Source organism: Rhodococcus sp. IEGM 1330 (assembly GCF_033142445.1).
Taxonomy (GTDB): Bacteria; Actinomycetota; Actinomycetes; order Mycobacteriales; family Mycobacteriaceae; genus Rhodococcoides.
Genome location: NZ_JAWLSB010000017.1, coordinates 16,635 through 37,001 on the forward strand (window position 1 = coordinate 16,635; position 20,367 = coordinate 37,001).

Annotated in this window: 22 protein-coding genes; 12 read left to right on the plus strand and 10 right to left on the minus strand. The window is 63.5% G+C overall.

The features are described from left to right. Nucleotides 1–49: 49 nt before the first annotated feature. From R4P57_RS26190 to R4P57_RS26210, 5 genes are all read right to left on the minus strand, one after another. Nucleotides 50–607, minus strand: a complete 558-nt coding sequence (locus R4P57_RS26190) for a hypothetical protein (protein WP_317805797.1) — start codon at nt 605–607, stop codon at nt 50–52. 80 nt (nt 608–687) lie between these two features. Further along, entirely contained in the window at nt 688–1,074 is a 387-nt protein-coding gene (locus R4P57_RS26195) for a hypothetical protein (protein ID WP_317805798.1), read from the minus strand. Between the two features lie 11 nt (nt 1,075–1,085). Further along, nucleotides 1,086–2,225, minus strand: coding sequence for an NAD(P)/FAD-dependent oxidoreductase (locus tag R4P57_RS26200; RefSeq protein WP_317805799.1), 1,140 nt, complete (start codon nt 2,223–2,225; stop codon nt 1,086–1,088). Then, nucleotides 2,222–2,419 (minus strand): ferredoxin, encoded by a 198-nt coding sequence (locus tag R4P57_RS26205; protein ID WP_317805800.1) that lies wholly within the window; start codon nt 2,417–2,419, stop codon nt 2,222–2,224. Before R4P57_RS26205 ends, R4P57_RS26200 begins: the two co-directional genes overlap by 4 nt. Further along, on the minus strand, nt 2,416–3,618 hold the full coding sequence (locus tag R4P57_RS26210; RefSeq protein ID WP_317805801.1) for a cytochrome P450: 1,203 nt from the start codon (nt 3,616–3,618) through the stop codon (nt 2,416–2,418). Before R4P57_RS26210 ends, R4P57_RS26205 begins: the two co-directional genes overlap by 4 nt. Before the next feature lie 136 nt (nt 3,619–3,754). On the opposite strand from R4P57_RS26210, the gene R4P57_RS26215 reads away from it, so the two are divergent. Further along, complete coding sequence (locus R4P57_RS26215) at nt 3,755–4,423, plus strand: TetR/AcrR family transcriptional regulator (protein WP_317805803.1); 669 nt, start codon at nt 3,755–3,757, stop codon at nt 4,421–4,423. Nucleotides 4,424–4,721: 298 nt separating this feature from the next. On the opposite strand, the gene R4P57_RS26220 is transcribed toward R4P57_RS26215, so the two are convergent. Both R4P57_RS26220 and R4P57_RS26225 read right to left on the minus strand, forming a co-directional pair. Then, on the minus strand, nt 4,722–5,558 hold the full coding sequence (locus tag R4P57_RS26220; protein ID WP_317805804.1) for a GAF and ANTAR domain-containing protein: 837 nt from the start codon (nt 5,556–5,558) through the stop codon (nt 4,722–4,724). A gap of 507 nt (nt 5,559–6,065) precedes the next feature. Then, on the minus strand, nt 6,066–6,380 hold the full coding sequence (locus tag R4P57_RS26225; RefSeq protein ID WP_317805805.1) for a hypothetical protein: 315 nt from the start codon (nt 6,378–6,380) through the stop codon (nt 6,066–6,068). Nucleotides 6,381–6,600: 220 nt separating this feature from the next. Between R4P57_RS26225 and R4P57_RS26230 the strand changes: the two genes are divergently transcribed. The 3 genes from R4P57_RS26230 to R4P57_RS26240 are packed head-to-tail and all read left to right on the plus strand — an operon-like array spanning nt 6,601 to nt 8,837. Next, nucleotides 6,601–7,131, plus strand: coding sequence for a gluconokinase (locus R4P57_RS26230; RefSeq protein ID WP_317805806.1), 531 nt, complete (start codon nt 6,601–6,603; stop codon nt 7,129–7,131). Continuing rightward, complete coding sequence (locus tag R4P57_RS26235) at nt 7,128–7,901, plus strand: SDR family oxidoreductase (protein ID WP_317805807.1); 774 nt, start codon at nt 7,128–7,130, stop codon at nt 7,899–7,901. Before R4P57_RS26230 ends, R4P57_RS26235 begins: the two co-directional genes overlap by 4 nt. A gap of 18 nt (nt 7,902–7,919) precedes the next feature. After that, a complete protein-coding gene (locus R4P57_RS26240; RefSeq protein ID WP_317805808.1) occupies nt 7,920–8,837 on the plus strand; it encodes a D-isomer specific 2-hydroxyacid dehydrogenase family protein in 918 nt (305 codons plus the stop codon). A 3-nt stretch (nt 8,838–8,840) separates the two neighbouring features. Here R4P57_RS26240 and nac read toward each other — a convergent pair whose 3' ends face one another. Continuing rightward, nucleotides 8,841–9,764, minus strand: a complete 924-nt coding sequence (gene nac, locus R4P57_RS26245) for a nitrogen assimilation transcriptional regulator NAC (RefSeq protein WP_317805809.1) — start codon at nt 9,762–9,764, stop codon at nt 8,841–8,843. A 277-nt stretch (nt 9,765–10,041) separates the two neighbouring features. Here nac and R4P57_RS26250 point away from each other — a divergent pair, with 277 nt between their 5' ends. The 8 genes from R4P57_RS26250 to R4P57_RS26285 are packed head-to-tail and all read left to right on the plus strand — an operon-like array spanning nt 10,042 to nt 17,625. Continuing rightward, nucleotides 10,042–10,827, plus strand: a complete 786-nt coding sequence (locus R4P57_RS26250) for a 5-oxoprolinase subunit PxpA (protein WP_317805810.1) — start codon at nt 10,042–10,044, stop codon at nt 10,825–10,827. Beyond that, on the plus strand, nt 10,824–11,504 hold the full coding sequence (locus R4P57_RS26255) for a 5-oxoprolinase subunit B family protein (RefSeq protein ID WP_317805811.1): 681 nt from the start codon (nt 10,824–10,826) through the stop codon (nt 11,502–11,504). Before R4P57_RS26250 ends, R4P57_RS26255 begins: the two co-directional genes overlap by 4 nt. After that, nucleotides 11,494–12,552, plus strand: a complete 1,059-nt coding sequence (locus tag R4P57_RS26260; protein ID WP_317805812.1) for a biotin-dependent carboxyltransferase family protein — start codon at nt 11,494–11,496, stop codon at nt 12,550–12,552. Before R4P57_RS26255 ends, R4P57_RS26260 begins: the two co-directional genes overlap by 11 nt. Then, on the plus strand, nt 12,549–13,895 hold the full coding sequence (locus R4P57_RS26265; RefSeq protein WP_037173152.1) for an MFS transporter: 1,347 nt from the start codon (nt 12,549–12,551) through the stop codon (nt 13,893–13,895). The genes R4P57_RS26260 and R4P57_RS26265 overlap by 4 nt, the downstream gene beginning before the upstream one ends. Nucleotides 13,896–13,904: 9 nt before the next feature. Then, complete coding sequence (locus R4P57_RS26270) at nt 13,905–14,660, plus strand: SDR family oxidoreductase (protein ID WP_317805814.1); 756 nt, start codon at nt 13,905–13,907, stop codon at nt 14,658–14,660. After that, nucleotides 14,653–15,702, plus strand: a complete 1,050-nt coding sequence (locus tag R4P57_RS26275; protein ID WP_317805815.1) for an L-idonate 5-dehydrogenase — start codon at nt 14,653–14,655, stop codon at nt 15,700–15,702. The genes R4P57_RS26270 and R4P57_RS26275 overlap by 8 nt, the downstream gene beginning before the upstream one ends. 31 nt (nt 15,703–15,733) lie before the next feature. After that, nucleotides 15,734–16,945: an aspartate transaminase gene (locus R4P57_RS26280; protein ID WP_317805816.1), complete on the plus strand. Its 1,212-nt coding sequence runs from the start codon at nt 15,734–15,736 to the stop codon at nt 16,943–16,945. Between the two features lie 8 nt (nt 16,946–16,953). Continuing rightward, nucleotides 16,954–17,625: a 4-carboxy-4-hydroxy-2-oxoadipate aldolase/oxaloacetate decarboxylase gene (locus tag R4P57_RS26285; protein ID WP_317805818.1), complete on the plus strand. Its 672-nt coding sequence runs from the start codon at nt 16,954–16,956 to the stop codon at nt 17,623–17,625. Between the two features lie 20 nt (nt 17,626–17,645). Here the strand turns inward: R4P57_RS26285 and R4P57_RS26290 are convergent, their stop codons facing one another. Together R4P57_RS26290 and R4P57_RS26295 are read right to left on the minus strand one after the other, a co-directional pair. Further along, entirely contained in the window at nt 17,646–19,436 is a 1,791-nt protein-coding gene (locus R4P57_RS26290) for an FAD-dependent oxidoreductase (protein ID WP_317805819.1), read from the minus strand. Beyond that, a complete protein-coding gene (locus R4P57_RS26295) occupies nt 19,433–20,359 on the minus strand; it encodes a fumarylacetoacetate hydrolase family protein (RefSeq protein ID WP_317805820.1) in 927 nt (308 codons plus the stop codon). The genes R4P57_RS26290 and R4P57_RS26295 overlap by 4 nt, the downstream gene beginning before the upstream one ends. Nucleotides 20,360–20,367: the final 8 nt, after the last annotated feature.

The following is a 20,367-nucleotide window of genomic DNA, read 5'->3' on the forward strand; positions in this document are numbered from 1 at the left end:
GCTCTATCTGGCTACCTCTCATCGCGGCGTCGGCCTGGCACCTAATGAGTCAGAAACGCTGCACGAACAGATACCAATCACCGTCGAACTCCTGATAGCCGATGTCGCGGTCATGTTCGGGTTCGCCGAGGGGAGGGGCGACGTCCGGGAAGTAGCCGAGACCGATCGAGTCGATCAAGCCACCCTCGATGAAGAACAAGCAACCGTTGTCGACGGGTCGAACATACTGCACGCTGTACAGCCCGATTCGTTTGTCTTCCCATGTTTTCGGACAATCGACAGCGACGTCGGTGAGTGCATCTTCCGACACTGCAAAGGCAAATTTCGGTGGTACCGACAGCAGAACGAGTCCGACAGTCAGCACAACGAGGACGGGTGCCACGACACTCCACCGCAGGGCTCGGTATCTGAACCAGCCGACCAGCGCGAGGATCAGCCACACCGCCCCCAGGACGAGGAGCGCCCAGGCTGCGAGGGCAAGGAAGGGGAAGAACACAACGGGCGGCAGGAACGCCCACAGGACGACCCCACACACGAAAAAAACGAACACGGCCGTAGGTGCTGTCAACCAGATCCACCACTGCGCGGGGTGTCTTCTGTCGGCCATGCGGCAACTGTTGCACACAGTTGCCGCATGGCCGGACGATCGATCGGTCCGGTTACGAGGGCATCCGGGCCGACAGTGCTTTAACTACCCAATTGCACGTCGGCAAGCACACCGGCAACAACGAAGCCACCGGCGATGGCGCAGCCCGCCACGCGCGTCCGCTGCGGCAGATATGTGGTCAGAGCGAAGGCACCGGTATCCCAGACATCGACTGCCACCCCCGCACGCAGCAAGGGGCGCAACAACTTCGGTGCATACCTGGTGGCAGCATACAGCCCGCCACCGATGTAGATTTCTCGGATTCCGAAGGTGCGGGCGGCAGCACGCGTGGTCGCCACGGCGGCGTCGGGTCCGGCCAGGAGTTCGTTGGCGCGAGTGGGCGCGACCATATGGGCGATTCCGATTGCCGCACGTCCCAACCCGACGATTTCGGGAAGGCGTCGTACAAGTGTGGAGCCGATAGCCATGATTACTTTCCTCAGGTAGTGGAGACAGTGTTCTCGCGAGCCAAACGCCGGAGCAGACCGACGGGCTTCTTGATGCCGAATGCGACGATGGTGGTGCGGCCGTCCTCGTGAGTCCACCGCAGAAGGGCAGACCCGTCCTCGACGGATCCTTCCAGAACGGTCGGATCCCCCTGCAGGGGAAGAGGACCGACGACTTTGATGGACAACCCAAGGATCTCGGTCCAGAAATAATCGTCGGTGGGTGCGCAGGTCGGTTCGACGCCGAGAGCGGAGGCCGCAGCAACTTTGCCCTGCGCGACTGCATTCGACCAGAACGGTGCTCGACGGGACGCCGTGCGCGAGTAGGCGACATCTCCGGCAGCAAAGATTCCGGGAACGGTTGTAGCGCAGTGGTAGTCGATCCCGACCCCGATCCGGTCCGCGATCCCGGTACCGTCCAGCCAACCCGTCTGCGGCTCATCACCGGCGCAGGTGACAACGAGGTCGGCGGTCAGCGTTCGATCTGCGAACTCGATACCCGTGACGGGATCACCCACCAACGCGACGGGGGCGTCCGCCCGAACGAACTCGACCGAGGCTGCCTCGGCTCGCGCGACTATCGCGTCGGACAGGAAGGAACCCAGGAGCCGCTGCAACGGTGGATCCACATCGACGACGGTCACCGCGATCCCGCGTGCAGCGCAGGCACTGGCGACCTCCATGCCGAGGAACCCTGCACCCACCACGACTGCGGTCGAAGCCTCGTCCAGTGCCGGACGCAGGGCGCGGACGTCCGCGAAGGTCCGCAACACGATCTCGCCGGCCTGGCCGGGGGCGGCTATCCGGCGCGCGGCCGCACCGGTGGCCACGATCAAGGCGTCGTACGGCACGTCGGTGCCATCGGCCGTGGTCACGGTCCGAGTCTCGGTATCCAACGACACCGCGGGATCGACGATCGCCGTGATGTCGAGATCCGACAGGTCCCACGTTTCGGCCTTGGCTGCTTCACCTTTGAGCACATGCTTCGACAGCGGCGGTCTCGCGTAGCAGCCGTCGTCGTCGGCACCGATCATGGTGATCGGACCCTGGTGCCCACGGGCGCGGAGCTCGCGGACGGCGGTGCACCCGGCGATGGAGTCTCCGACGACGACAATGCGGTCGGTGGCGCTCACTTGCTCTCTCGGAGAGCCGCTACCGGACATGCGCCGATCGCCGAACGTGCCGCGGAGGCAAGGTCCTCGGGTATGTCGCTGCCGTCGAAGGCGTAGTGAAGCTCGCCCTCGTCGTCCAGGCTGAAGACCTTCGGAGCTTGATCGGCACAGATTCCATGCCCTTCGCACCGTTCCCAGTCGACGTCGATTCTCATTGCGGTGTCCCTTCTGCTGCCACCAATTTCAGCGGCAGACGTTCGTATCGGTGAATGACGTTGTTGACGACCCTTTTCGGTGTTCCCGAGGGGACGAATCGTTCGACTCGGCGCGCCAGCACCCGCAGCATGGTCTGCGCTTCGAGACGCGCCAATCCTTGACCGGCGCAGCCGTGCGTACCCGAACCGAAGCCGAGTTGGCGGGCCGCATCGCGGGTGATGTCGAACGCGTCGGGGTTGTCCCATTCCCGCTCGTCGCGGTTCGCCGACGCGTAGATCACCAGCACGCGGGCCCCAGCGGGAATTCTCGATCCGCCGATATCGGCGTCGCGCACTGCCCGTCGAGAAAACGCTCGGATGGGTGACTCGTACCGGACGACCTCGTTGACAGCGTTGGGAATCAGGTCCGGGTTCTGCCGTATCGCCTGCCATTGCTCGGGATGTCGAGCGAACAGGTCCAGTGCGCCGGAGATCGCTCCGATGGTGGTGTCGAGTGATGGGCCGAGGTAGTCGATCATCAGTGCCGGGCACGCCGACTTCTCGAGTCGATTCTCGTCGGCGGCGATCAGCACGTCCTCGCCCATACTTCCGGGCAAGACCGACCGCTCGCGCACCACCCGCTTCGAGAAGCTCAGCATCTCGGTGGCAGCCTTCACCGCGGTCGCCGAATGTCGATTGACGGGGCCCAGGGAATCGAACGTTGCACCGGCCCAACGGAGGAGGTCTTCGCGGCCGTCCTGCGGCCAGCCGACGAGGTCGGGGACGATCGACATGGGCAGGGCCGTTGCGAGGTCGTCGACGCCGTCGACGAACTGCTTGCTCAACGCGGCATCGACAATGCTCTCCGCCTTCTCCGAGATCGCCGTTGTCATCTTCCGGACAGCCCTCGGAGTCAGACGGTGAGCCAGAACCGCGCGCTTCGATGTGTGCTCGTCGCCATCGCTGTTGAGGGTCGTACCCCGGCCGAGCCGGTTGGCAATGGGATTGAGCGCGACGCCGTCCCCGGAGACGAAGGTCTCGTCGTCGAGCAGCACTGTCTTGCACTCGGCATACCGCGGGATCGCGAACACCTGCTGACCTGGAAGCCACACCACCGGGCCCAGTTCCCGCAACCTCGCATAGTGCGGGTACGGATCGAGAATGGCGTCGGTGGAGTAGATGTTCGTTCGGTACTGGGGAATCGAATCAACATGGGTCATGTGCACGTCCTCGATGCAGAGCAGTTAATGACGATATCGTCACCCATGAGACCATCGCCAGTCAAGGTTTTTGACGAATTCGTCATATTTGACAGGAGATAGGCTGGCCTCACAACTTGTCGAGTAGGAGCAGCCCGTGGTCGAAGGCAACCGTGTCGCGCGCCGAAAGGCTCGCACCAGAGCCGCCCTCGTTCGGGCCGCGCAAGGATTCCTGGCGAGCGGCAACACCAACGCACCCGTTCTGGAAATCACCCAGGCCGCCGATGTCAGCAACGGATCGTTCTACAACTACTTCGAGACCAAAGAAGAGCTGTGGCAGGCAGCCATCGACGCGGCCCTCGAATCCGCAGGCGACTACCTCGACTCACTCACCGTGGGATTGGCCGACCCGGTCGAGAAATTCACCCAGTCCTTCCGGTTGTCCGGACGACTGTTCCGCCTCGAGCCGCAACTGAGTCTCGTCCTGCTCAATTCCGAGGCCGCCGCATTCGCCGCGGCCGGCGGCCTGGCACCGCGTTCACGCCGCGATATCGAATCAGCTGCCGCCCAAGGGCGATTCGATGTGGACGACGCAGATGTCGCACTCGCGATCGTGGCCGGTTCACTGCTGTCCATGGGGCGACTGCTGCTCGCCCAACCCGAGCGCGACGAAGCAGCGACAGTGGACGGCACGACGCAGCGCGTGCTGCGAGCGCTCGGGATCTCCGCTGACGAGGCCGAAACTCTGTGCGGCCGCGAACTTCCGACGTCCTACAGCGGCGGAGTTCACGCAGCGATCGACCCCACTGCCCAGCCGTTCTCTTAGCCGACCAGAGTCAGTCTTCCCCGGTGTCGGGCGCCGTCAGGCCCTGTGGTGTCTCGCGGGGGCGTGCACAGGCACTTCGACGGGCAGCGATGCATCTACGGGTTCGACCTTCCGATCACTCCCGCGTGCGCTCATCTTCATGAAGTTCTGCAATTCGTCGTGGATAGGTGTGTCGGTCATGAGACTCGACCTTCTCGACCTTCGATGCTGCAGGTCGGCTCGATTGTGCTGAAGCATTCGGGTGGTCTGAACGACGGCGTGACCCCGACCCTACGGCCCGTGGTCCGCACCGATCGAATCAACGATGCTCGCGTGTGCCCTCGACAGCCGAGTTCACGACCCGCGCCGCCACGACCGCCAACCGGGTGTTCTCACGTTGGGACTGCTCCGCCAGAGCGGCGAACGCTGCATCGGGGGAGATGCCTCGCACAGCGATCAAGATGCCCTTCGCCTGCTCGATGGTGGCGCGCGTTCTCATGGCCTCGCGCAGACCGGCAGACTCCTGCTTCGCTTCTTCCGTATGTCGTGAATTCCACACCGCGGCCTCCACCGCTGTGACGAACATCTTGACCAGAACTTCGTCGACGTCTCTGAAGCCATCACCGTCGAAGCTGTAGATGTTCAGTGATCCGGCGTGTTCGGAGTCGACCGCAAGCGGTGCGGACAGATAGCTCTTGACTCCGATCCCTTCGGCAGCGGATGCGAACGTCGGCCAGCGGGCCGCGGCCTCGTCGACTCGGACACAGACGATGCGGTTGGTTCGAGCGGCTTCGAGACAAGGGCCTTCGTCGGCGTTGTATTGGTCGGTATCGACATCCATGACACGCGCGTGCGAACACGCTGCGGTTGCAGGATTCTCCGAATCATGATGCAGCAGAGTAACTCCTGCCATATCAGCTCCTGGAACTGCAGCGACCGCCTGCTCGCAGAGCCCCTGGAGGAGCGTCTCGAATCGACTGTGCTCGAGCAGAATTCCACGGAAGATGTCTAGTGCCTCGAACGTGTCCTCGGCGAAATAGCTTTCCTCAGAAGGAGGGCGCGTCGGTGCCGAGAGAGCCGCAAGTATCTCTTCGTCGAAATCAGATGCCGCCGAGGTTCCGTTCGGCGTCGAATCTTCGGATGGTCGGTCGGTCATTGGATCGAGTCCCAGATGGTGCAGTCATTACACCTGTTGACGTGCGCGAGGCCTGTCGACGGTGATGACCTTCACCGGATTCCCCCACCGTACGCCCGATGTCAAACCAACAGGAACGGTCCGGATCGTCACAAAATCGGCTCTCGACGAGCAAGGGGCTCGGGGTCTACTGTCGCTCACGTCGACAAGTTCGATCGCGAAGAAGCGGCAGTCCATGGCCGGCCCCCTTCACCCAGCGCGGGGTAACGGCGACTCGAACCTCGGCAAACCTTCCTGCCGAGGACACATGCTGCTCGACCGTGGCACGCACGGCAGCGGCATTCGACGTACAGGATCGAGTCCGAGTGCTCACCTACAGCTTCAACCTCGATTACCGAGGCATATGCCCCATCTGTGAACACATCACGTTGGGAGAGAACGTCATCGATTCGCCGGCCGTTGGACCGAGAAACAGCCGGATCTATGCCTCCTGTGAAGCGTGCGGATGGGAAGGACCGGGCTGACAGCTCAGCCGATCACCGGCAGGCGGTCCTTCGTCAATTCGTCGAGTTCTGCCTGCATCGCAGAGTGAACGCGGTGCGCGAAATCCTCCGCGGACTCGTCTGGCTCGGGACGCATCGGCGCGAGGACCGACGTCTGAAGCTTCGTCGGAAGGGGGAGATACGGAAGCAACCCGACCACCCCGACATTGACGCCCCAGGGAATGGATATCGACAGCGGCACCGTCTTGACCCCAAGCGCCGACTTGTGCAGCCGAAGCGCTTTGGCGATGCGCTGTCCGCTACTGACGACGAGGAGAGACTCACCCGCTCCTGCGGTCACCACTGCACTATCGGCACCCCGGCCTTCATTGCCAGACGGGCGTAGCCGCTGCGCCCGGCGAAGACGTTCGGACCGAGCCTGTTGCCTTCGACCCAACCAGTCCCTGGATGTATGACGTCACACCAAACCGGTATAGCGCAAGCCGTTGTGTATCGGGGTGCGGTGGTGAAGATTCGTCAGTGCTGCCGCTCGTCCGAGCGAGTGAGCGGAAAGGTCGTCGATGCCAGCCCATCCAGTTCGTCACATCGCGGTGATGGGCGTATCGGGATGCGGTAAATCAACTGTCTCACAACTACTTTCGATAGAAGTCGGGGCCGCATTCTCCGACGCCGACGATCATCACCCCGCGGCCAACATCGACAAGATGACACGTGGGATGGCACTCGACGATGCCGATCGGGTGCCCTGGCTCCACACCCTCGGCGAGTGGGTCGCGGACCACGATCGGCTCGGAAGTTGCACGGTGCTGGCCTGTTCGGCCCTCAGACATAGTTACCGCGATCAGCTTCGGTCCGCGGTCCCCACACTGGTGTTCGTTCATCTCTGCGGATCCCGCGAGACGATTTCGGCCAGGCTTGCGGGCCGCGCCGGTCACTTCATGCCGTCCCGACTTCTCGATTCTCAGCTGTCGAGCCTGGAACCACTCGGTGCCGACGAAGCCGGCGTGACGATAGATCTCGATCACCCTCCCACCGAGCTCGTTCGCCGAATCGTCGACGCACTCTCACTCCCACGAAAGGTCTCCACGTGACCGGCCACCACATATTCGACGTCGACGGCAAGGTCGCACTCGTCACGGGCTCGAGCCGCGGGATCGGTCTCGCACTGTCCACCGGGCTTGTTGAGGCAGGCGCGGTGGTCGTGCTCAACGGACGAGATGCCGAAGCGCTGGAGGTCACCCGCGCCCGACTCGCGGACCACACCGGTGCAGCAGTGCACGCGCACGCATTCGACGTCACCGACTCGGCTGCAGTCGCACGCGCTGCCCGGACCATCGAGAACGAGGTGGGGCCGGTCGAGATCGTCGTCAACAACACCGGGGTGCAACATCGTGCGCCGTTGCTCGAGTTCGCCGACGACGACTTCCGGCGAGTCCTCGAGACCAACCTCAGCAGCGCCTTCTATGTCGGGCGCGAGTTCGCGCGAGCGATGGTTGCTCGCGGGCACGGCAAGATCGTCAATATCTGCTCGGTCCAGAGCGAGCTGGGTCGCCCCGGAATCACACCGTACGCAGCGAGCAAGGGCGGCTTGAAAATGCTGACCCGCGGCATGTGTGCCGATCTCGCGCCCTACGGTCTTCAGGTCAACGCGCTCGCACCCGGTTACTTCGACACCGAACTCACCAAGGCTCTCGTCGACGACACCGAGTTCACTGCATGGCTGGCCAAACGGACGCCCGCAGGGCGGTGGGGTCGTACCGAAGAACTGGTGGGCTCGTTACTGTTCCTTGCCTCCAGCGCCTCCGATTTCGTCAACGGACAGATTCTGTACGTCGACGGCGGCATGACCGCCGTCGTCTGAAAGAGAAACGAGAGATCGATGACAGCTCCCCGCATATATCTCGGGCCACAGGACAGTGCTGCTGTGGCTGAGGCGGTTACCTCCTCGGGCGGCATCCTCGGTCCGATCGAGACCGCCGACGCCGTGGTCTGGACGGCCGGACCCGACAACTTCCCGTCGAACCTTCCCGATTCGGTTCGCTGGGTGCAACTCTCGTCGGCCGGGGTCGAGGCCTGGATCGACGCCGGAATCGTGGACGACCGTCGGGTATGGACCTCGGCCGCGGGTGCCTACGCGCGTACGGTGGCCTCGCACACGATCATGCTGCTGTTGGCCGGAGTTCGAGGCCTGCCTGCGCAGCTCGCTGCAACCTCCTGGCGCAAGGATGAATTCGACCCGCTCGTCGGCACTCTGGACGGCGCAACAGTCGCGATCGTCGGCTGCGGCGGAATCGGCCGCGCCCTCATCCCGTTCCTGCATGCGGCAGGCGCGGATGTTCTTGCGGTGACACGATCCGGAGTTCCTGTGGCCGGTGCGGTCGACACGCTACCGGCCGATCGAACCGGTGAGGCGTGGACTCGCGCAGACCATGTCGTCATCGCGGCTCCGGCCACCAGTGCCACTGCCCACCTCGTCGATGCTGCCGCGCTCGACAAGCTCGGACCGAGGTCATGGGTCGTCAACGTCGCCCGCGGATCACTGATAGACACCGAAGCAGCGACAAAAGCACTACAGGACAACAGGATAGGTGGCCTCGCGCTGGACGTCACCGATCCTGAACCACTCCCCGACGGACACCCGCTGTGGTCCCTGCCGAACGCCATCATCACCCCGCATATCGCCAACCCCGCGTCGGGACTGTCGTCGGCGCTGGCGAAGCACATCGGCCGGAACGTCGAGAAGTTCACAGCCGGTGACGAATTGGATGCCCGGATCGATCTCTCTCGCGGCTACTGACAATCATTCTGCAGGTTTGGAGTGCACAGTGACGTAATCGGCGAGGACTGTTCGTAGTACTTCACGGACAGCCTCTGCCGGTTTCGACAGTGGTTGGTTCGCCGGTGTGCCGAGCGATACCTGAACCTGGATGGACGGTTCGATACGACGAAGCTCCAGGCCTTGCACATTCATCATTCGGCGGGCGACCGACAACGGCAGAATCGTTGCGCCCAAACCGCTTCGGACCGCCTGCGCCATCAGGGTCACCGATTCGACTTCGCCGACGATCTTCGGCTGCGTCAGCGTGGTCTCGAACGCCAACTCGACCATCTTGCGGATGGTATGCATCCGTCCGGGAAGCAGAAGTGGCACGTCGGCAAGCTCGAACAGAGAAACGGCACTTCCTGTCTCCCCGGGCAAACCCGTGCCCGACGGTGCCACGACCATCAGCTCTTCGGTGAGCAACCGTTCGAACGTGACTCCTTTGATCGGACCAGCGTCGTAGAGCAACGCCATGTCCATCCGTCCGGTCATCATCGCCTCGCTGAGCACACCACCGAAGTTCTCGTTGATATGCAACAAAATGCTCGGATAACGAGCCCGCACAGCAGTCAACAGTGGCAGCGCAATGGCCGTGACCGTACTGTACGGCGCGAGCCCCACGGACACCCCGCCTGCCAATTCCCTTCCCACGACGCTGACTTCGGCTTGAGCGCTCTCGACCTGACGCAGAATTACCTGCGCGTGGCGGTACAGCGCGCGACCGGCATCGGTCGGCTCGACACCCTGCTTGCTTCGGATCAGAAGCTGCTGCCCGAAATGCGATTCGAGCGCCGTCATCTGCTGACTCAATGCCGGTTGCGCAATATGCAGAAGGTCGGCCGCGCGGGTGATGCTGCCGGCGTCGACGATTCGAATGAACGAGAACAGACGTCGGGTATCCATGAGCTACAGGGCCTCCCGTCGGTCTCGATCATCGGCATTCACGAACATGTTTCCTCACCGTTTCAGACGAACGACAGCGATGTACCGATTTGCGGCACAGCGGCCGGCGCGGGACACGAAACCCCACGTCAAGGAGCATATGCCTTTCCTATTACATCACTGCGAACGGGTATTAACGCGGAATCGTCGTTCCTGCGTAGCGTCCACAACACGAACACGACAGTGAGCGTTCGACCTTCCGACGCTTCCGGTTCACCTTCCGAAAGGCACCGCAGAAATGGCCATCAGTATCGATCTCGTCGCAGATCTGGGCGAAAGCTTCGGCGCGTGGACAATGGGTGACGACGAGGCGCTTCTCGATGTGCTCACCTCTGCCAATATCGCGTGCGGATTCCACGCAGGCGATCCCCGCACGATGGACACCACTGTCCGTCGCTGTGTCGAGCGCGGCATCGGAATCGGTGCCCACCCCAGCTTCCCCGATCTCGCCGGGTTCGGCCGTAGAGCAATGGACCTCACGCCAGACGAAGTTCGCACCGACATGCTGTACCAGATCGGCGCTCTGCAAGCCTTCGCCTCGGCACACGGAACCACCGTCGCGCACGTCGCTCCTCATGGACGACTCGGCAATCTGGTCGCTACTCGCCGCGACTACGCGACCGCGGTCGTCGACGCCGTGGCCTCGCTCGATCCCACGTTGGTCGTGCTGGCCCAGGACGGTCACCTCGCCGACGAGGCCAAAGCGAGAGGGATCGCGGTGGGCATCGTCGGTATAGCCGATCGAGCCTATCGGCCCGACGGCACACTCGTACCTCGCAGCGAGACCGGCGCAGTCATCGACGATCTCGACGAACTCGTCCGGCGGACGGTCGGAATGGTGACCGCCGGCATCATCGACGCGGTCGACGGCACCCCGATTCCCATCTCGGCAGACACTGTGTTGTTGCACGGTGACAGCCCGAGCGCAGTGGATGCTGCACTGGCGATTCGTGCCGGTCTTCTCGCGGCGGGTGTCGAGATCGAGCCGCTGAGCCGGGTACTCGAAGCGAGGCGGACGGCGTGACCGCCCCAGCTATCGCCGACTGCGGCGACTCAGCTGTGCGCATCACCTCTGCTGCCGCCACACCGGACGAGCGGTGGCGCGAGGTTCATCGCATCGCTGCCGCGGTGGATGCCGCAGGTATCGCAGGAGTTCTGGGCACCATCGCCACCTACGACGCAGTGCTCATCGAATTCGATTGCGCAACAGTGTCTCACCACGATATTCGTGCAGCCGTATCCGAGCTCGACTCCACGCCGTTCGGTGCCGCTCGGCTGCCGCGCAATTTCGAGGTTCCCGTCGTGTACGGCGGGGAACACGGACCCGATCTGGCCGTCGTGGCAACGCTGCTCGACGTGAGCGAAGCCGACGTGATCGCACGTCATTGCGCCCGCCCACTCACCATGCGCTGCTACGGGTCCCCGGGCGGGGCACCGATGCTCGACGGGCCCGACTTCGGACTGCCCATTCCGCGTCGAGCCAGCCCGCGCGCCAGCGTCCCGGCAGGAGCCGTCGCCGTAGCCGGGCACCAGGCCGTGGTCTCCGCGCGACCGGCACCGGGCGGATGGCAGGTCCTCGGCAGGACTCCGGTGACGTTGGTGGACATCGCTTCCGACCCGATTTCTGCGTACGCACCCGGCGACACATTCCAGTTCGTTCCGATCTCCGCCGCCGAGTGGGGCGATCACCATGAACTGTGAACGCCTCTCCCGATATGGGACGATCACCGTCCTCACACCGGGCCTGTCGGTCCTTCAAGATCTGGGTCGCCACGGTGGCAGCCGTATCGGACAGATGACCGGCGGCGCACTCGATCAATACAGCGCGCGAGCCGCCAACACCCTCGTCGCAAGCGATCCCGACGCACCGCTGATCGAACTGACTGCACTCGACTTCGCGGCCGCCACCGATACCCACATGCTCGTCGCCGTCACCGGTGCACCGGCAGATATCCGCGTCGACGGTGTGGCAGTACCGCAGTGGGAACCTCTGGTGTTGCCCGCAGGCAGCACACTCACTGTGACGAACATTCACCGTGGGCTCCACAGCTACATCGCGGTGCACGGCTCGGTTCACGCCGACCGACTACAGAACAGCTGCGCTCCCGATACCGTTCTCGGATTCGGACGTCCCTTCTCCGGTGGCGACCGCATCGGGGTCGACGTCGACGGCGCGCCGATCCGTCACCCGCACTACGACATTCCGCTGTTCCGCCTGGGTGCGACGCAACCAGAATTCGGTGACACCTGGACTGTCCCGGTCACCGACGGCCCCGACATCGAGGACTTCGGCGACACCGCCGACCGATTGTTCACCACCGAGTTCACGATCGGCAACGCCAGCAATCACATCGGCCTTCGTCTTGCACCCTCCATCGATCATCCTCTACCGCAACGTATTACGACGGCGGAAATGCTCTCTCGCGGCGTACCCGTCGGGGCCGTCGAAGTACCTGCGGGCAACGAGCTCCTCGTCCTCCACCGGGGGCGCGGAGTGACCGCCGGATACCCGGTCCTCGCCGTCGTCACCACGATCGGCCTCGACCGGCTCGGCCAGGCTCGCCCTGGCAACAAGGTCATCTTCACCCGGGTGGGCATCGCCGGTGCAGTCGAAGCCCACCGAGCCCAGCAGCGCAGTCTCGATCAACTCCGCTGCCGAGTTCGCACTGTGTTCGAAGCTCTGTCGATCCCGAATCACATCAGCCATTCCCAAGACCCGTGCACTGCCCTCACACTGGAGTCAGCATGACCAACTCAGTAGTCCCGGACAACACCGACACCGCACCCGCACCTCCGGACCCCCAGAAGATCCGCAAGGTCGTTGCCGCCGGTTGCGTCGGCATCTTCGTCGAGCTCTACGACAACGGCATCTTCGCCTTCATGGCGACTGCGCTCGCAATCGTCTTCTTCGACGTATCCAAATCCTCCGACGCACTCATGCTGGTCTTTGCCGGCTACGCGATCTCGTTCTTCGTTCGCCCCCTCGGTGCCGTCGTCTGCGGCATCCTGGGAGACCGCATCGGCAGGCAGAAGATGCTGGTGTTCGTCATCCTGCTCATCTCGGTCGCCACCGCGGGCATCGGTCTGCTCCCCACCTACGAGGCCATCGGCATCGCAGCCCCGGCACTGCTGATCTTCCTGCGCATCCTGCAAGGCTTTTCGGTCGGTGGAGAGGCCGCGGGTGCGATGACATTCCTGGCCGAGCATGCCCCGGCGAACAAACGCGGCCAGATCACCAGCTATGCCCAGATCGCGTCGTTCCTGGCACTTCTCACCGGCACCATGGTCGCCTTCGCGATGTCGCCGTGGCTCAACGAAGCGGCAATCAACGGCGGTGGGATCGCAAGCTGGGCGTGGCGTGTTCCGTTCCTCGTCGCAATCCCGATGGGTGTCATCGGTTGGTACATCCGCAAGGCGATCAGCGACACACCGAACTTCGAGAAGCTCAAGGCCGAAGGCGGACTGTCACGGAACCCGCTCAAGGAAGCGTTCTCGTCACCCGAACACCGCCGCGCCATGATCCTCGCTCTGTTCATTCCTTTGATGAACGGTTCGGGCTACTATGTTCTGTTCTCGTACATGCCGACCTTCCTCAAGGGCGACAAGATCGGATTCCCCACCAGTACTGCCCTTTTGGTGACCGCAGTGTCACTGGTCGCGATCTGCATCGCGATTCCCTTCATGGGAGCACTGTCCGACCGAATCGGCAGGAAGAAGGTCATCGCCGGTGCCGCCGCGGCCATGGCAGTAGCGGGCATCCCGTGCTACGCCTTGATCGCAACAGGAAGCCTGCCGCTGGCCATCCTCGGAGCCTGCATCATGGCGGTCATCTTCGCCGGCCACACGGCCGTCATCCACATCCTGATCGTCGAACTCTTCCCCACTCGAGTTCGCTACTCCGCATACGGCCTCGGCTACAACATCTCGTCGGCGCTCTTCGGCGGCACTGCTCCGCTGCTGATGACCTGGCTGATTCCGCACTTCGGGATCTACGTCCCTGCGTTCTACGCGGTGATCACCGCCCTCGGCACCCTCATCGCCGTCAGCACCATCACCGACCGCGCCCACCAGCCACTGCGCGACACTCTCTGAGGAAACAGCATGACTTTCAACGACTACCACACCGCACTCGTCACCGGAGCCAACACCGGAATGGGCGCTGCCACAACCGAACTGCTCACCAAGCGCGGCCTGACCGTCTACGGCGTAGCTCGAAACAAGGAAAAGCTCGACGACATCGCCGACCGCACCGGAATGATCCCCCTTGCCGTCGACATTAGTGATACTGCCGCCCTCGCCGAGGCCGTCGCAGGCCTCGAGATCGACATCCTGATCAACAACGCGGGCGTCTCGGCAACCGGCAACATTCTCGACGCGTCCGAAGAGTCGATCGACGCAATGGTCGACGTGAACCTGCGCGCGGTGTTGCACCTGTGCCGGTTGCTCCTACCCGGCATGGTCGAGCGCGATCTGGGCCACGTCGTCAACATCAGCTCGATCGCAGGCCTGTACAACTTCTACGGTCACACCGCCTATCACGCCACCAAAGCAGCGGTGCATCAAATCTCTCGACAGCTACGAAACGACACCAAAGGCAAAAGGATTCGGGTGACGGAGATCTGCCCCGGACGCGTCGAGACCGAGATCTTCGGACGTAACCTCGGCGGAACACCCGAGGCGATGCAACAAGCCTGGGACACCTTCTACGAGGGATTCGAGTCCATCACCACCAAGGACATCGCCGACGCCATCGAGTTCGCAATCGACGCACCCCGCCACGTCAACATGGGCCTGATGGAAATAATGCCGACATTCCAGGTGCCCGGCGGTCTCGACTTCATCCGACGCAATGACTGACTCGACCACCGTCCCGATCACGACCCTGGGCGTGGTGGCACACGCCGCGAACGACTTACGCGTCGAACAGATTTCGATACGCGCACCACAACTTGACGAGGCCGTCGTCCAGGTGGCGTTCGGTGGCGTGTGCGGTTCCGATCTGCACTATTGGACCCACGGCGCGGCCGGGGAGTCGATTCTGCGGGCCCCGATGCTGCTCGGGCACGAGGTCGTCGGCACCGTGGTCAGCGTAGCCGCAGACGGCTCGGGACCGAGCTCGGGTACGCGCGTCGCCGTACACCCGGCCACTCCGGCACCGGGCGCATCCCGCTATCCGAAAGATCGCCCCAATCTGTCGCCCGGATGCACCTACCTGGGCAGCGCCGCGCACTTCCCGCACACCGAGGGAGCGTTCGCGAAGTACTCGGTACTTCCATCCCGCATGCTCCGACCGCTCCCGGTCAGCCTCGACTTCCGCACCGCCGCGGTGTCGGAGCCGGCCGCGGTGGCCTGGCATGCCGTCGACAGGGCCGGCGAGGTAGCAGGCAGGAGCGCACTGGTCATCGGCTGCGGACCGATCGGCGCACTGGTGGTAGCGGTGCTGAAGCGAGCGGGGGCGTCGTCGATCACCGCAGTCGACGTACACGAGTTTCCTCGCAGGATCGCCGCCGAGCTCGGCGCGACCGAAACCCTGGATGCGGCCGACTCCGACGCCATTGCCGCAGTCGACGCGGATGTGGTGATCGAGTGCTCCGGCAACCGATTCGGGCTGGAGTCCGCCATCCGCGGCGCAACTCGCGGTGGCCGGATAGTGATGCTCGGCCTGCTTCCCACCGGGATGCAACCGGCTCCCCTGTCACTGGTGATCACCCGTGAACTCGAGTTGGTCGGATCCTTCCGATTCAACAGTGAGATCGACGAGGTGCTCGACGCATTGGCCGACGGCTCGCTCGATGTGGGAGCCGTCGTCACCCACGTCTATCCCGCTGGCGATGCACTGAAAGCTTTTGCTGTTGCCAAAGATTCGGCTGCATCAGGCAAAGTACTTCTCGAATTCTGACTCGACCTCACCTCTTTCACAGGAGATCTCCATGCCCTCCCAAACCCTCGCCTCCCGCGTCACCCGCATGCGCGAGTCACCCAGTGTTGCTGCTGCCCAACGTGTCCGAGAGCTCAAGGCACAGGGCCGCGCCATCCTCGACCTGACTGTGGGCGAACCGGACTTCGACACACCCGAGCACATCAAACGTGCAGCGGTAGCGGCCATGAACGACGGCTTGACCAAGTACACCCCCGTCAACGGAATCCCCGCCCTCCGGGAAGCGATCTCGAAGCGACTGCACCTCAAGACGGGATTGGACTACGACTCGAGCCGCATCACGATCGGCGGTGGTGCCAAGCAGGTGATCTTCCTGGCGCTCATGGCAACCGTCGAGGCCGGGGTCGAGGTCATCGTGCCGTCCCCGTATTGGGTCTCCTATCCGGACATGGTCGCCGCTCACGACGGCACACCCGTCGTCGTGGATTGCCCCGAGTCCGAACAGTTCCTGCTCACCCCGGAACGTCTGGAAGCCGCCATCACCCCGGCCACGCGCTGGGTGATACTGAACACCCCGTCCAATCCGACCGGAGCGATCTACACCGCTCATCAGCTCGCTCGACTGGCGGAGGTGCTCGACCGGCATCCGCAGGTCCATGTCTTGTCCGACGAAATCTACGACGAGATAACGTATTTCGATGCGCCCGTCCCGAATTTGACGGCCGTCGCCCCACATCTTCGCGATCGAGTGTTTCTCACCAACGGTGTCTCGAAGTCCTACGCGATGACCGGATGGCGTCTGGGCTACGGCGTCGGGAATCCCGAGTTGGTCGGTGCCATCAACAAATTGCAGTCACAGTCCTCGTCCTGCCCCTCCTCGATCAGCCAGGCGGCAGCGGCCGAAGCACTGTCCGGCGATCAGAGTTTCGTCACCGAATCCGTTGCCAGCTACCGTCGTCGCCGCGACGTCACCTTCGAGCTGCTCGACGAGATCGAAGGCCTGAAACCCGTTCTCCCGCAGGGCGCGTTCTACTTGTTCGTGGGTTGCGCAGACCTGATCGGTGCTCGCACCCCGGACGGCACGGTTCTGAGCAGCGATCAGGACGTCGTGCTGTACCTGCTCGACCACGCGTCCGTGGCCACCATCCAGGGCTCGGCCTACGGCGCGGACGGCTACTTCCGCGTCTCGTTCGCCACGTCCGAGGACACTCTTCGTGCCGCTGCCGCGGCCATCTCCACCGCGGTCTCCGCCCTCACTCGATAGGAAGTCTCATGGTTCACGTCACCACCAAGATCGATCGCGCCGACCGGCAGCTCATCGACGAGCTCGGCACGTTCTCGGCAGCCACCATCCACGAGGCACAGGGTCGCTCCGGTGCGCTCGACGACGCGATCAAGCCACTCGATCGGGACATGTCGTTCTGCGGCTCCGCCTTCACCGTGGTCTGCCATCCACGCGACAACATCATGCTTCAAGTGGCGATCAGCTACGCTCAGCCCGGAGACGTCCTCATCGTCTCTTCCGGTGATCAGCCCGCCGGACAGTTCGGCGACGTGCTCGCCAATGCCTGTGTAGCCCGGGGAATCACCGCACTGGTCACCGATGGCGGCGTTCGCGATTCGCGCGAGATCCGTGAACTCGGATTTCCCGTCTTCAGCAAGTACCTGTGCATCCAGGGCACGGTCAAGGAGTCTCTCGGCCCGATCAATCAGCCGTTGGTTTTCGGTGGTCAGTTGATCAACCCCGGCGATGTCATCAAGGGTGACTGCGACGGGGTGGTACTCACGCGCCGCGACGAGGTTCGCTCGGCCATCGACGCGTGCCGCGCACGCGACGCCGCCGAAGCCGAGTACATCGAGCGCTACAAGCGCGGCGAGACGCCGATTCAGGTCAGCAACCTCGGTGCCGTTCTCGAAAACAAGGGGCTGACCGTCGACGTCTAGGTGCGCGAGCGGCCCGAGGGTCAGTGGCCGGTGACGGCAGTGAAGTAGCGTCCCCACTGCGTGGTCAGAAATCGTTCGAGTTCCGAACCGTCAGCGGACGCCGAACCTGCTGTGCGCCAGGCGACATGTCCGTCGGGTCGCACGAGTACCGCCCCGGTAGTGCCGACCTCGTACAGGTCGATCAGTTGTCGGCGCTCGGTACCCGCCGGCGCGTCGGCCGCAACCATGACCACCCCGGGCCCCCATGCTGCGAGCGTCGAGACAACCGGAGCCCAGTCGTCACCGGCAAACGTGAACAGCGTCAACCTGTTCGGATCCAGAGTGTCGTGTGCGTCCACGAGCGTGCCGTCCACCGACAGCACCGCATGCGGAAGGCGGGCACCCGGATAGGTGGTGGGCACGTAGTCGACCACGTCCTCGGCCGGCGTGCTCGACGAGTCCTGCGCGATCAGCGGACCGGCGTAGAGGTAGCCGAACTGCAGGCCGGTCGACACGAAGTGCTCCACTTGGAGCGGAATGGCGTCGGCGATCTGCTGGCGGAGTCGAGCCGATCCGGCGACCTGTGGGTTCACCCTGCGTGATCGGCTCATCTGCTTCCGCGTTGCCGTGGCAGCGAGCGGGGCCATGAATCGACCGGGGATCTTGTTCAGCGGCGCACGGCCCATCGCAGTGGTTGCCTTGGCCAACATGACGTTGGTGATGCCTACCTTCTTCCCGATGGCGTCCATCCGAAAGTGGTTGTCCACGCTCTGTTTCGCGAACTTCTCCACCACCGGTCGACGTTCGGTGTCGTAGGTGTCCAGCAACGAGTCCGCCGCGGCTCCCGACAGCACTGCATCGAGCTTCCACGCCAGATTGTGGGCGTCCTGAACACCCGAGTTGAGGCCGAAACCACCGGTGTGCGGAAACCGATGCGCGGCATCGCCGAGAAAGAGCAGGCGATCACGACGGAACGCATCGGCGGTCTGAGAGGTCATCACCCACGTTCCGGTCGATTCCAGATCGAACTCGTGATCGCCCAACACCTTCGGCAGTGTGCGCGACCAGAAAGCGCGACTGTCCTTGGCGATCTCCTGCTCCGGGTGCAGGTAGGCGGTCATCACGATGTATCGATGGTCGGCGTGCGCGATCATCACGCCACACAGCTCAGGCGTGTAGATCCAACTCAGCAGCGGACGAGCATGGTCGGGAAAGAGCGTCTTCGAGGTGAAGAACGCGCTTCCCATATTCGCCAGAACGGGTCCGGTCAGACCCACCCCGGTACCGTCTCGGGTCGCGCTGTTGGCACCATCGCACGCGAGCACGTATTGGGCCTCGATCTCGGCGACGCTGTTGGCGCAGCGCCCACGAACACGAGCACCGGACGAGTCGGGATCGATCGACTCGACGGCGCATCCGCGTCGAAACTCGATCAGCGGTTCGGCGTCGAGCGCATCCCACAGTGCCGGCATCAGCAGATGCTGACCGATGTGCGAGACCAGGAACCGGCTCTGACTCTCGACGATTGCCTTGCGCTCGGGGTCCGAGAGCAGGTCGATCGAACCGATGGCCTCGTCCGCGAGATCGCCGAACCAGCTGATGAGGTTGACAGTCTCGTGCGGCGGCGACATCGCAGCGATCGAGCGCGCCAGCTCGGGGCTGTATTCGTTCCAGATCTCGAGAGTGCGGGCGTTGATCACGTGCGCGGCGGGATGGAACAGCGGTGCGTCCCGTCGCTCGAGAACAACGCTGCGAATTCCTCGGCGCGCAAACAACAAAGCGGCGGTACAACCAGCCGGACCGGCTCCGACCACGACGATCGGGACAGTCATCGGACCACCGTCTCTTGAGTACCCAGATCGATGCCCCCATCGGCGGTCTTGATACCGGCGGTGATCACGTCGTCCACCGAGAGATACTTCGGATTCTTCGCCTGGCGCGCGAAGAAGAACTTCCACTTCAGGGCCGGCGGAATCAGCTCACCGATCTTCTGAACAATCCTCGGTGGAGCGGAAATAGCTGTGCCGATGGGAGTTCCGGTCAGCAGCACATCACCGGCAGTCATGTTCTGAAAGCGGGCCAACCTCGTGAGCGCCTCGGCCGGCGGAGTAATGAGGTCGTTGCCGATGGTCAGGTCCTGGCGGGTCTCGCCGTTGACGGCCAGCGTCATGTGCAACTCGGGGATACGGCGAAGCTCGTCGTTGTCGAGGAGCACCAATCGCGGGCCGAGTGGGGTGAACGTGGGGTACGACTTGCTTTCGTAGACCTGGACTTTCGTCAACTGGATCTCACGAGCGGATACATCGTTGGCCACGACCACACCGGCAACGTAGTCCGAGAGATTGTCGTCGGTTACCGTCGTACCGATCGGGATCTCGGCACCGATGACGATTCCGAGTTCGATCTCGTAATCCAGCAGTGCTACCTCGGGCGGCTGACGAATGGGATCGAACGGACCGCTGACCGACGCCGAGGACTTACGAAAGAACGTCGGCTGCAACGTGCTCGGGTCGGAGCCGGCATCGATCGCGTGGGATCGATAGTTGAGCAGCTGCGCCACCACCCGGCACGGTGTGGTGATCGGAGAGACGAGCTCGAGCTCGCCGACACTCGTACCCGCGCCCGACGCGCCGGTGATGACACCGCGGTCGGCGAGAAGTTCGCGGGTGGTCTCGGCCATCGTGTCGATCTCGACAGCGCGGTCGCCATCGAGACGCCACCAACCGTCGGCTGTTCGAACTACGTTGACAGACATGTGATTCT